The organism is Larkinella sp., assembly GCF_965227735.1.
Lineage (GTDB): Bacteria > Bacteroidota > Bacteroidia > Cytophagales > Spirosomataceae > Larkinella.
On the sequence record NZ_OZ245776.1, the window covers coordinates 7,181,082 to 7,193,203 of the forward strand.

General features: G+C 53.1%; 8 protein-coding genes. 2 read left to right on the top strand and 6 right to left on the bottom strand.

Annotated features, from left to right (window positions below; translation table 11 throughout):
• Nucleotides 1-61: 61 nt before the first annotated feature.
• The 4 genes from ACO064_RS28375 to ACO064_RS28390 all read right to left on the bottom strand — a co-directional run bounded on the left by ACO064_RS28375 (nucleotide 62) and on the right by ACO064_RS28390 (nucleotide 9,059).
• Nucleotides 62-1,504, bottom strand: a complete 1,443-nt coding sequence (locus ACO064_RS28375) for a DUF1501 domain-containing protein (RefSeq protein WP_421830563.1) — start codon at nucleotides 1,502-1,504, stop codon at nucleotides 62-64.
• A 6-nt stretch (nucleotides 1,505-1,510) separates the two neighbouring features.
• Entirely contained in the window at nucleotides 1,511-4,855 is a 3,345-nt protein-coding gene (locus ACO064_RS28380; protein WP_421830564.1) for a DUF1553 domain-containing protein, read from the bottom strand.
• Between the two features lie 384 nt (nucleotides 4,856-5,239).
• Complete coding sequence (locus ACO064_RS28385; protein ID WP_421830565.1) at nucleotides 5,240-8,113, bottom strand: outer membrane beta-barrel protein; 2,874 nt, start codon at nucleotides 8,111-8,113, stop codon at nucleotides 5,240-5,242.
• Nucleotides 8,114-8,213: 100 nt separating this feature from the next.
• Nucleotides 8,214-9,059 carry a GLPGLI family protein gene (locus ACO064_RS28390; RefSeq protein WP_421830566.1) on the bottom strand — a complete coding sequence of 282 codons (846 nt, stop codon included), beginning with the start codon at nucleotides 9,057-9,059 and terminating at the stop codon, nucleotides 8,214-8,216.
• Between the two features lie 135 nt (nucleotides 9,060-9,194).
• On the opposite strand from ACO064_RS28390, the gene ACO064_RS28395 reads away from it, so the two are divergent.
• Both ACO064_RS28395 and ACO064_RS28400 read left to right on the top strand, forming a co-directional pair.
• On the top strand, nucleotides 9,195-10,679 hold the full coding sequence (locus ACO064_RS28395) for a sensor histidine kinase (protein ID WP_421830567.1): 1,485 nt from the start codon (nucleotides 9,195-9,197) through the stop codon (nucleotides 10,677-10,679).
• A 119-nt stretch (nucleotides 10,680-10,798) separates the two neighbouring features.
• Complete coding sequence (locus ACO064_RS28400; protein WP_421831075.1) at nucleotides 10,799-11,476, top strand: response regulator transcription factor; 678 nt, start codon at nucleotides 10,799-10,801, stop codon at nucleotides 11,474-11,476.
• Between the two features lie 39 nt (nucleotides 11,477-11,515).
• On the opposite strand, the gene ACO064_RS28405 is transcribed toward ACO064_RS28400, so the two are convergent.
• Both ACO064_RS28405 and ACO064_RS28410 read right to left on the bottom strand, forming a co-directional pair.
• Nucleotides 11,516-11,851 carry a DUF5615 family PIN-like protein gene (locus ACO064_RS28405; RefSeq protein WP_421830568.1) on the bottom strand — a complete coding sequence of 112 codons (336 nt, stop codon included), beginning with the start codon at nucleotides 11,849-11,851 and terminating at the stop codon, nucleotides 11,516-11,518.
• Nucleotides 11,851-12,078 carry a DUF433 domain-containing protein gene (locus ACO064_RS28410; protein ID WP_421830569.1) on the bottom strand — a complete coding sequence of 76 codons (228 nt, stop codon included), beginning with the start codon at nucleotides 12,076-12,078 and terminating at the stop codon, nucleotides 11,851-11,853. Before ACO064_RS28410 ends, ACO064_RS28405 begins: the two co-directional genes overlap by 1 nt.
• Nucleotides 12,079-12,122: the final 44 nt, after the last annotated feature.

Below are 12,122 nucleotides of genomic sequence, written 5' to 3' on the forward strand. Positions count from 1 at the left end.
TTGTATACGGACAACCGGATCTGATCGGTTGTCCGTTTTTGTTTGGCAGCGGATCGGGGATTTACGCCAGAATCGGTTTGACCACTTTCCCGGCCACATCGGTCAGGCGGTAGCGACGCCCCTGGAATTTGTACACCAGTTTTTCGTGATCGAGGCCCAGCAGGTGCAGAATCGTGGCCTGCAAATCGTGGACATGAACCGGTTCTTTGACGATGTTGTAACTGAAATCGTCGGTCTGGCCATACGTCATTCCTTTTTTAATACCGCCCCCGGTCATCCAGACGGTGAAGCAGCGCGGGTGGTGGTCGCGGCCATAATTGTCCTTGGTGAGCTTTCCCTGCGAGTAATTGGTGCGGCCAAATTCACCCCCCCAGATCACCAGCGTATCGTCCAGCAAGCCCCGCTGTTTCAGGTCTTTCACCAGCGCAGCCGTCGGCTGGTCGACCGAGTCGGCCATGATTTTGATGTCTTTCGGCAAATTACCATGCTGATCCCAGCCCTGATGATACAACTGGATAAACCGCACGTCTTTCTCGGCTAATTTGCGGGCCAGCAGGCAGTTGGCCGCATACGTCCCCGGTTTTCGGCTGTCGGGGCCATACAGATCGAAAATATAATCCGGTTCTTTGGAAAGGTCGAGCGTTTCGGGAACGGAGGTTTGCATTCGGTACGCCATTTCGTACTGTTGCATCCGGCTGTTGAGTTCGGGGTCCAGCACGTGTTTGTACTGATCCTCCGTGAGTTTGGCAAGGTAGTTCAGCATCGTCCGCCGGGAGGTTTTGTCGACGCCATCCGGGTTGTTCAGGTAAAAAATCGGATCGGGTCCCGACCGGAACACCACGCCCTGGTGGGTGGAAGGAATAAAACCGTTGCTCCACAATTTGGCATACAGCGGCTGGTCACCACTACGCGCCCGCGACAACAGCACGACAAAAGCGGGCATGTTTTTGTTCTCCGAACCCAGTCCATAGCTCACCCACGACCCCATCGACGGCCGTCCGCCAATCTGGTTGCCCGTCTGGATAAAGGTGACGGCGGGGTCGTGGTTGATGTGTTCGGTGTGCATGGATTTGATGAAACACAGGTCGTCCACCATCGTGCTGTGGTGGGGTAGCAGTTCGCTCACCCACGCCCGGCTTTTCCCGTATTGCGCAAATTTGTAGACCGATGCCGCCAGTGGAAATGAACTTTGGCCCGCCGACATGCCCGTGAGCCGCTGTCCCTGCCGCACCGACTCGGGCAGGTTTTGGCCCCACATCTGTTCGAGTTTCGGTTTATAATCGAAGGTTTCCAGTTGCGACGGCGCCCCGCTTTGCAGCAGGTAAATCACCCGTTTGATCTTGGCCGGAAAATTCGGCAAATCCAGACCCGAACCCGCACTGGCTACGGCATTCTGGGGCAAGAGAGAAGAAAGTGCGGCCGCGCCGAGACCCAAACCGCTGCTTTGCAGAAACGTCCGGCGGCTCATTTCATCGTGGATGCGGTCTTGCAATTCGTTGGTCATGGCACTTTATCGTTTAATCGTCGCTTCGTCGTAGTTCAGAATGGTGTTGGCAACCATCGTGTATGCCGCCAGTTCCGGGCTTTTCAGCGTCGGATCCCGTTCGTATTCACCGGTTTTCAGCAGCGATTCGGCCCGTTGCGGTGCGTTCGCAAAACCCTGATAGGCTTCATCGTACAAGGCTTTCATCAACGACAACTCCCGCGGACGCGGGTTTCGGGAAACAATCGCCTGAAAGAAATACCGGATTCGCTCGTCTGCCGACGGTTTGGCCCGCATCGTTCGTTGAGCCAGCACCCGGGCAGCTTCCACAAACTGCGGATCATTGAGCGTTACCAGCGCCTGCAAGGGCGTGGCGGTTTTCTGCCGCCGAACCGTACACAGACTCCGGTCGGGTGAGTCAAAATTGAGCATCATCGGCGGAGGGCTGGTCCGTTTCCAGATCGTATACATGCTGCGCCGGTACAAACTGTCGCCGTGCTGCTGGCGGTAACTGATCGTATTGCGGGTTGCCAGGGCTTCCCAGATACCGGCTGGCTGGTACGGATAGACACTCGGGCCGCCAATTTTTCGAACCAGCAAACCGCTGGCCGCCAGGGCATTGTCGCGAACCTGTTCGGCCGAAAGCCGGTAGCTGCTGCCCCGGGCCAGCCACTTATTGTCGGGATCGCGTTCAATTTCTTCCGGCGTGGCTTTGGACGACTGCTGGTAGGTGGCCGACAACACCATCCGTTTGATAAACCGCTTCGTGTCCCAGCCTTCTTCCCGGAACTGAACGGCCAGCCAGTCCAGCAATTCGGGGTGCGAAGGCAAATCGCCCTGACTGCCAAAATCTTCCTGCGTTTTGACAATCCCGTTGCCGAAGAAGTTCTGCCAGAGTCGGTTGACCATCACGCGGGCAAACAGCGGCTGGTCGTCTGCCAGCAGCCATTGCGCCAGACCCAGGCGGTTTTGCGGATAGTCGGCGGGCAGTTTCCCCAGCCGGAGCGGGGTTTGGGACGAAACCGCTGCACCGGGTGCATCGTAGACGCCCCGGTTAAGAATAAAACTTTTGCGTTGCTGGCTGGCTGGCAATTCCTGCATCACCATGACTTCGGGAATGTCGGACAAAACCGCCACTTCCTGTCCGCGAACGACCGACAGTTGCCGCCTGGTCTGGGCGAAGGTGGAATCGGCCGTGAGCAAATAATGTTCGAGCAGATTCTGCCGTTGCTGAGCGGTTCTATTCCGTTCAGGTATCCGTACCAGATTGGCCACGGGATTGGTGCCATCAGCCAGCGCCTGCACTTCCAGCGCCGACAGCCGCCGGTTGTAGATCCGGAGTTCGTCGACGGCAACGCCGTGAAGGGTCTTTTCCTGGGAGTCGTGACCGAGTTCAAAACCGAAGAATTTGCCCTGCTTGTTGGAGTTGAATTCGCCGTGCAACAAACCTTTGGTCAGGTTGTCGGTAACGACAGTCATGCGGGCGGATTTGCCGTCCACAAAAAACCGCACACCGGCGGCTTTCGCTCCGCCGTCGTAGGTCAGCGTCAGGTTTTGCCAGCGATGAAGTGGGAGTTTATCGACGGTTTTGAGTTCGATGCAATTGGCGGGCCAGACGTAGCTCAGTAAAACCGTCAGCGTCTGGTCCGGATTCATCCTGACCGAATAACCCCGATAGCCTTCATTGGCGTAATTGGTTCGGCGGAAAATCGCCCCTTCAACGCCTTTTTCCGCCGGATTGACCCAGATGCTAACCGAAAATTCCTGATTCCGTTCAAAGTTGAGCCCCTTGCCAAACCGCTTTGGCGACTCTACTATTTTCCCGTTCACGCGGTCGATCGTCTCAGACAGGATGCCAATGCCGCACTCGCCCCGCAACGCCACCGCCTGACCCAGTTTTCCGGCGGTTGGTAACGGTTTTCGTTCTTTATCACCGCTCAGAAACGCGACAAACGACGGGTCGGCCCGGTTTTCGTAGGTGCCATTCACCTCGGCATCCAGTGGCAAATGCACCAGCAAGCCCCGGTTGAGCGTGGAGGAGAGAACCGGATTCGTGGCCCAGTTGGTAAACGATTTTTCGTAAAGTTGCGGTTGCAGACGGTTTTCCAGCCGGTGGATTCTGGTTCGGATGAACTTCAGTGTTTGATCGACCTGCGGAGACGGTAACATCACCGTCGGGCAGGCTTCGCCGTTGTGCGTGATCTGCCCGGTTTCCTTATTCTGGTTAAAAAAAGCGAACAGCGAATAATAGTCTTTCTGGCTGATCGGGTCGTATTTGTGGTCGTGGCAGCGGGCACACTCCATCGTCAGGCCCAGAAAGGCTTTGCCAAAGGTGTTGGCGCGGTCGGCCACGTATTCGATGCGGTATTCTTCAGGAACAATGCCATTTTCGCCACTTTGCGAATGCAGGCGGTTGAAGGCCGTGGCCAGTTCCCGCTCGCGTTGAATTGCCGGATTGGCCGATTTGGGTATTAGATCTCCTGCAATTTGCTCCTTCACAAACTGGTCAAAAGGTTTATTCCGGTTGAACGAATTGATTACCCAGTCGCGGAACGGATAGGCGTTGCGCATCGGGTCGTCCTGATAGCCCTGCGAGTCGGCGAATCGGGCCAGGTCCAGCCAGCTAACGGCTTGTTGTTCACCATATTGCGGAGAGGCCAGTAGCTTGTCGACCACCTGTTCGTAAGCGTTGGGGGCGGAGTTTTTTCCGAATGCTTCGACCTCGGCGGGCGTGGGCGGGAGGCCCGTCAAATCCAGGTAAACGCGCCGGAGCAGGGTTGCTTTTTCCGCTTGGGGCGACGGTTTTAAGCCCAGCTCCTTCATTTTCGCCAGCGTAAACCGATCGATATCATTCCGAACCCAGTCGGTTTCTTCGTCGGAAGTGACGCCCCAGCGCGACAGGAAACTTCGCCCTACTTTCGGAACCGCCGGTTTTTCGATTTTCGTCAGCGACCAGTGTTCCTTGTATTCCGCGCCCTGTTCAATCCACTTGATCAACACGGCTTTTTCTTCCGTCGTCAACGTCAGGTTCGACTGGGGCGTGGGCATCACTTCTTCCGGGTCGTGGCTCAGAATCCGCTTCACCAGTTCACTTTTTCCGGCGTCGCCCGGCACAATCGCCCGGCGTCCTTCCTTGTTTTCCTGCGTGGCACCTTCAAAATTCGCCAACTGCAAATCGGCTTCGATTTTGGCCTTATCGGGGCCGTGGCATTTGAAACAACGGTCCGAAATGATGGGTTTGACGTGCAGGTTGTAGTCCACCGTTTCGGGCGTTTTTTCCAATGCCAGCGCCACCTCTTCGGGCAGTTGATCGGATCGACAGCCCACCAGACCCAGCACGGCAAAAAACAGGAAGAAGCGAATCGTTTTCATACGCAAGAGACTACCACACGAATTACCATCACCCGGTTTTGGCTAACAGTTGAATCAACCGATCAACCTGTTTTACTACAAAGTCAGGAGCGGAACATTTTTACTACCTTCTCAACCAAACGAATGAACACCCCTAACCAGACTGAAAGGCTGTAATACCATAGCCCCGGATGCAATCCGGGGAATGCGGGATGTTGGTAATACGTATTCGGGGAATGCGGGACGTCAGTAGTACATCTCCGGGGAATGCGGAATGTCGGTAATGCGTCATCCGGGGAATGCGGGATGTCGGTAACATCATCCGGGGAATGCGGGATGTCGGTAACATCATCCGGGGAATGCGGGATGTGGGAAATTCGTCATTCGGGGAATGCGAAATCTCCATTAATTCATGCGCGCCGGTCGTGGCATCCCCCGTTGCGGGAAATTCTGATCCCGGTTTTGCCGGTCGGTTCGGGGCTGCGGGCCGCTGCCAAACCTCCGCAGGTTATAGGTAAAGCTGAGTATAAAATACCGGTTCAGCACCCGGCTTTGCGTTTCTTCTGTGTAGGTTTCCGTCACATTTCGGCTGATGCTGCGGTTTTGATTCAGCAAATCATAAACCTGTAATTTCAATTCTCCCTGGCGGTTTTTGAAAAATTGACGGGTTAAGGCCACGTTCCAGAGCGCAAAATTCTGAACTGATCCGGCCGATTTACCCGAGTAATTATTGTATGTAACATCCGTTGTAACAACCAGCCGGAAAGGCAGTTGATAATACAGGTCGCCACTGAGTGACTTGTTGAAGTACTCTGTATTCTGATTCGATTGCAGGGAATATAAAGCTGTCTGATAACTGAGGTTGCCGCTCAACCCAAATTCGAGCTTTTCATCGAAATTCGAGTTGATGCGGGCACCCTGGCTGAACGTCCAGTTTTGCGAGCGGTTGGTCTGGCTATTGACCAGACTGACACCCCGGTTGAAGTTCACATTGCTCGTCAGGTTCACATTGGCTTTGAGGGGCTGGATGCGTCGACCGATGGCCAGGAAGGCCATCAGGTTGTAATAACCGTTGGTGTTCACGGGTTGGGTCGTTTGCGCTCCCTGGTTGCTAAACGTCGTGGCATTCACGATTTTGTTGTTGGTTTGGGTCGCATTCAGCATGGCGAATACACTGCGGAAGGTTGTTTGCTGAAAATTGTTGTAGTTCAGCGAAACGGTATTGCTAAACTCCTGTTTCAGATCTGGATTACCCAGCCGGATGTTCAGCGGATTGGTATTGTCGGCCACCGGCTGCAACTGCGACACGGAAGGGGCGTTGGTGCGGCTCCGGTAATTGAACCGCAGCGTCCGGTTTTTACTGAAGTTATACGTAAACATCGCATTCGGCAGTACGTTGGTAAAGCTTTTGTTCAGACTGACGTCTCTTGTCTGGTTATCGCTGTGTAGATTAGCCTGCTGCATGTCGAAGCCCAGCGCGTAGGTATACTTCAGCCGTTTGTTTTGCAGCGTAGAACCGACCCGGTTTGTTAGGTAGTTATTCACAAAGTTATTGCTCAACGATGGGTTTAATTCCGTGTAGTCTTTGGTTGCTTCATCGTAATCGTTTACCGTTCGGTTGGAGGTGTTGCGGGTATTGGAATAGTTGTAATGAAACTCCAGCGTTTTGCTGAGCGAAAGCGGTTCGGTATACGTCAGGTTAATCGAGTTGGTCACCGACTTACTGGTCTGTTCATTCCGTTGATCGATGTTCTGATCAGTGCGGCCGCCGGTTTGCCCGAAAAACTGGTTGAGGGATTGGTTGATGCCATCCGTATTCTGGTTGTTGACGGCAATGTTCCAGTTCAGGGATAGCGTCCGCCCTTTGCGTTTGAACTTCCGCATCAGGAGCGCGTTGTTATTCCCCGAAATCCCGTTTCCGGTCGAATGATACTTCGTGTTGCTGGTGTTGATCAGGTTCGTCGAATCCAGTTGCTCAACGCTGGAAATCGCGCCGTTCGTCAGCGTTTGCGACTGATTAATACTTTGGTATTCAGAATTCTGAAGGGTAAAACCGGGGGTAATCCGCAGCGTGGTCAACGAATCGATCTGGTAATTGAATCGCAGGTTAAACCGGTGGCTGGTGACCTGATTGCGCGATGTGCTGTTCTGGTTGACCTGGTAGGAAGTGTCGGGCAGTGCATACTGTCGGCGGCTTTGCTGATCGGTTACGGTATTGAGGTCGTTCAGGAAGTAACTCCCGGCCACGTCCACTTTCTTACTCCACTGGTCGCGGTAGTTTAAACCACCCGCCAGCGTCCGGGTGATGGCATTGGTATTGCCGCCGTTGCCTCCTCCGCCACCCCGGCCATCCGCCACAATCAGGCCCCCACCGCCAAAATTGGCACCCAGTCCGGCACCTCCGCCGAACATATTCTGCCCCGTAAAGCCCTGCTGGTTGATGTTGTTCGCTTGCCCGATCAGTGAAATCTGCTGGTTACCGTTAAACCGGTTCAGGTTGAGCCGGGCCGCGTAGCGGACGTCGTCGTTCGTCTCGTTCGGTCCGGCACCAATGGATTGCTGGCCGAAATACCCCTTCCGCTTGTCTTTTTTGGTAACGAGGTTGATGGTTTTGTTCCGGTCGCCGTCATCGATCCCCGAAAATTGCGACTGATCGGACTGCTGGTCGTACATCTGGACTTTGTCGATGATGTCGGCAGGGAGGTTGCGGGTGGCCATTTTTGGGTCATCACCAAAAAACGGTTTTCCGTCGACCAACACCCGTTTTACTTCCTGACCCTGCGCCTTGATGGCTCCATCGCGGTCCACTTCCACGCCCGGCAGTTTCTTCAATAGGTTCTCTACCATTGCATTGGGCTGCGTTTTGAATGCCCCGGCATTGAACTCGACCGTATCCTGTTTGATGACAATCGGCGGCCCTTCCTGCTTCACCACCACTTCGTTGAGGTTAACCGCCTGGGTTGTCATTTCGAGTGTTCCGGCGTCGGTCACCGGTTTGCCGGCGGTGATGGTGATTCGCTTTGATTTGTTCCGGTATCCTACATACGTAATCAGCAGCCGGTAGGTCCCCACCGCCACATTTTTAAACGTAAATTCCCCGTCTCCGTTGGTAATCATGAACATAACGACCGACGAATCACGCACCGACAGCAGAGAAACCGTCGCTTCCATCAGCGGTTTTCGCGTAATGGAGTCGACCACCGAACCCCGGAGCTGCGACTGGGCGACGGCCGTCGTCAAACTGATCATAAAAAAGAAAACAGGGAGAAGTGATCGCATGGTAATCGTTCAATTTCAGGTTGGTATTCGGTTTACGGTATTCGGTGGCTGACGCATCCGTGGAAGCTTGCGTCAGCCACCGAATACCGTAAACCGTACACTAATTCCGGTTTTGAAAAGTATTCATCATTTGCTGGCGCATGTCGGCCATTGCTTTTTGCCGGATGGTGTTCAGCTCTTCGGGTGTTACAACCCGGGCGGTTTGGGGCGGCATCACATCACTTTCCTTCACGTCCTGGGCGGCAATTTTGGTCGCTTTAAATGCTTCGTTGTCGCTTTCGATTTGCAAAACAACCCCTTTTTCGGGCGTCAGGCTGCTGATGGGGGAATACGTAAACGGGAGTTCTGTGGTATACCAGATTGTATAAGGAATGTTTTTAAAGGAAACCGTTGCTTTCCTGCAGAGATACCCCGCGATCTTCTTCGTTTTGTCGGTTTCCTGCCAGACCGTCACCCGTTTCAGCGGGATTTCGGTCTGGTAGTGGCTGGTAACCGAATCTTTTTTGATGGTTAATACCTCGACGGTTTTCTGGGCTGCCAGATCGAAATACACGGCGCGTTCGAAGGGGCGGCCGTTGAAATTGCGATTTCCGCGTCCTTCGGGGCCACCCGGTCCACCGGGTCCGGGGCCTGGTCCACCACCACCATCCTGAATCACTTGCCGGACCATAATACCGCCACCGCTGTTGCGGTCCTGTTCTTCCTTGCCGTGGGTTCCTGAGAAAATAAAATGCTGGACAAAAGACCGTGTTTCGGGCATACCTGCAGGGGCATCGGCACCATCCGGCCGAACTTCCTGGCCGTTGATTACCATTCGCATTTGGGAAAAGTCGATTTTTTGCATGACCTCGTACGAAATTTTACCGGAGGTCGGTTGGGCGTTGGCCAGTTGGGTCGCCAAATGAAGCCCAATGAGGGCAGCGGCTACGGTTCTGTACAGTTTCATGAAAACGGAGGAGTGAAATGATGACTGGAAAATGATGGGACAAAGATGGGGCGATTGGATGTAAAGCACTGTTATTTAGTGTTAAGTAGTGTTAACGCCGTTGGAAAGCCGACGGAAAAGCGGGTATTTTTGTACATGATGAAACAGCGCATCCGGTCGATCTTTGTTCTGATGACGGTTTGTATCCTGGGCGTGATGGCTTTTCAGGCCTATTGGCTGTATACGAGCTACCAACTCCACGAGCAGCAGTTTCGGCGGACGGTGCGGGGCGCATTCATTTCGGCGGTTGAAAAACAGCAGTTTAACGACGCCCGTCAACTGGTTCGGGGCGAAATCCGTTCCGACGAACCACGTCGGCGGTTTCATTTTCGCCCGATGGAATCGGAAGATGGTCTCCCGGAAAGTCGCATCGTGTTTGACCGGCGCAGAGACAGTGCTTTTGTAACCGTCACCGATTCGCAGCCGATAAGCGTCAAAGTGATGAATTACCGGATTAAACGACCGTCACGATCGTCGAAAGACCGTGTTTTTATTGACACAATGGCCCGGAAAATCACCAAGATGCTGATTTTAAACTGGGAGGGCAATCATCAATTCAACTTTGCAACATTCGATTCAACCTATCAGGCCGAGTTGCGCCTGCGCGATGTTGAGGCTGATTACCAACTAGACACCATTCAGTTAAAACCGGATTTGTTCCGTCAGGAGATGGACAACCCGATGCGCACCGGTTCGCCCATTAAAACTCCGCCGATGCCCATCAATCCCGTTAAAAACCAGTTTCTGCAGGCGTCGTTTGACAGCCCAACGGGCTACATTCTGCGGAAGATGGACTGGCTGCTGGCGGGTTCGGCCTTGTTGATGGCGCTGACCACCTGGTGTTTTCTGTACATGCTATCGACCATTCTGAAACAGAAAAAGCTGTCGGAAATCAAGAACGATTTCATCAACAACATGACGCACGAGCTGAAAACGCCGATTGCGACGGTTTCGGCGGCTGTGGAAGCCCTGCAGCATTTCGGGGCGCTGAATGATTCACAGAAAACCCACACGTATTTGAACATTTCAAAAAATGAGTTGCAACGGCTGTCCGATCTGGTCGAGAAGGTATTGAACATGGCGGTCGATGAAAAAAAGGAACTGGAACTGAACCGCGAATGGCTTAAACCTTCCGAACTGATTCAGGAGGTGGTGGGAAATCACCAGTTGAAAGCCTCGGCGGGCGCACCGGTCAAACTCGTAGCCATTGAGGTGGAATCCGTTCCGGAAAATGCGCGGGTTCAGGCCGACCGGCTGCACCTAAGTAATGCCATTAACAACCTGATTGACAACGCGATCAAGTATTCGCAGGAGTCGGTTCAAATCCTGATCAACAGCCGGGCTGATGAGTCGGGCTGGCGGCTGACGGTGGAGGACAACGGCAATGGGATTCCGAAGGTGTATCACGAGGTGATTTTCGACCGGTTTTTCCGGGTTCCGACCGGGAATCTTCATCCGGTCAAAGGCTTCGGCCTGGGGCTGTCGTACGTCCGGCAGGTGGTTGAGAAGCACGGTGGTCGCATCGAAGTTTCCAGCGAACCGGGGCGGGGGAGTGTGTTTGTAATCTGGATACCTAATTAAAGGAGTTATTACACAGAGTTGATCGGAGGGAATCAGAGGGCATCAGAGATAAAGTTTAAAAAAACGCCCCTGATATCCTCTGATTCCCTCCGATCAACTCTGTGTAACAACCAAAAATGATGGGAACTGTATTATTGATTGAAGATGAACTTTCGCTGGGCCTCATTGTCCGGGACAGCCTGGAGGTTCGCGGGTTTGCGGTTTTGTATGCCGCTGACGGTGAGGAGGGTTATGCGTTGTTTGTCGCCCATGCTCCCGACGTGGTGGTGGCGGATGTGATGATGCCCAAACTCGACGGTTTTTCACTGGCTGCGCGCATTCGGCAAACCGACCCGTATGTCCCAATCATTTTCCTGACGGCCCGTTCCCAAACCGCCGATGTGGTGCGCGGTTTTGAGCTGGGCGGCAATGATTACCTCAAAAAACCGTTCAGCATCGACGAATTGATTGTCCGCATTCAGGCCCTGCTGAACCGGAACCAGACCGTTCGCCCGACCACGCCGGATCGCTTGCCGATTGGCCATTACCATTTTGATTATCCCAAACAGAAACTGGCGTTCAACGGAAAAGAGACGCCGATGTCCCACCGCGAAGCCGAGCTGTTAAAGCGGCTGTACGAACAGCGGAATCAGGTGCTGGAACGCTCCGTCGTGTTGCTGGATTTGTGGGGTGACGACAGCTTTTTCAATGGCCGGAGTCTGGATGTGTTCATTACGCGGCTTCGGCGGTATTTGAAAGATGACCCGCAGGTGCAGATTGTGAATGTTAGAGGAGTGGGGTATAAGTTGATTGTGTGAAGTATCAAAGTGTTGAAAATGAGAGTATTGTGAAGTGCCTCAGAATAATTCCAAGAGTCCAGTTTCTGTCGAATCAGACAGGATTTTTAAGTCATCATAATGGCTTATCAACACATTGGCTATATCCTGTGTAGACTGATTTCCAATTCGAATTAGTACGACTTTAGGTGGGAAACCATATAGATTTGCTAAATGGTAATAGTCATCGTCATTTGTAATAATAATTCGATTGCCAGCTTTTGCCCATTGCCAAATAGCAATATCTTCAGCCGGAATGGGTAAGCCGGTACGGGTTACGTGTATACAATCGGCGTAATGTTCCGTCAGTTTTTTAACTAACCGATACGATAAATTAGCATCCAGAAGGAGTTTCATCAAGCAGCCAGTAAGCGGGTGCGTCGTTCGCTATCTGCAGCGAACGCCAGAGCTGCCCGGATTTGGTCAGAGGTCAGTTCGGGGAAGTCTTCCAAAATTTCTTCATTGTTCATTCCTGAAGCCAGCCAACCAAGAATATCCTGAACCGCAATGCGTGTCCCCGCAATACAGGGTTTCCCGAATCGGATATTCGGATTGATCTGAATGTATTTCTGATAGGATTCCATAAATCAGTCACGTTTTGCTAAGATAACCAGATAATGCACTGATT

Excerpts from the sequence above, each read along its gene's own strand:
- ACO064_RS28375 (WP_421830563.1), bottom strand. The coding sequence starts at position 1,504 with ATGACCAACGAATTGCAAGACCGCATCCACGATGAAATGAGCCGCCGG.
- ACO064_RS28380 (WP_421830564.1), bottom strand. The coding sequence starts at position 4,855 with ATGAAAACGATTCGCTTCTTCCTGTTTTTTGCCGTGCTGGGTCTGGTG.
- ACO064_RS28385 (WP_421830565.1), bottom strand. The coding sequence starts at position 8,113 with ATGCGATCACTTCTCCCTGTTTTCTTTTTTATGATCAGTTTGACGACG.
- ACO064_RS28390 (WP_421830566.1), bottom strand. The coding sequence starts at position 9,059 with ATGAAACTGTACAGAACCGTAGCCGCTGCCCTCATTGGGCTTCATTTG.
- ACO064_RS28395 (WP_421830567.1), top strand. The coding sequence starts at position 9,195 with ATGATGAAACAGCGCATCCGGTCGATCTTTGTTCTGATGACGGTTTGT.
- ACO064_RS28400 (WP_421831075.1), top strand. The coding sequence starts at position 10,799 with ATGGGAACTGTATTATTGATTGAAGATGAACTTTCGCTGGGCCTCATT.
- ACO064_RS28405 (WP_421830568.1), bottom strand. The coding sequence starts at position 11,851 with ATGAAACTCCTTCTGGATGCTAATTTATCGTATCGGTTAGTTAAAAAA.
- ACO064_RS28410 (WP_421830569.1), bottom strand. The coding sequence starts at position 12,078 with ATGGAATCCTATCAGAAATACATTCAGATCAATCCGAATATCCGATTC.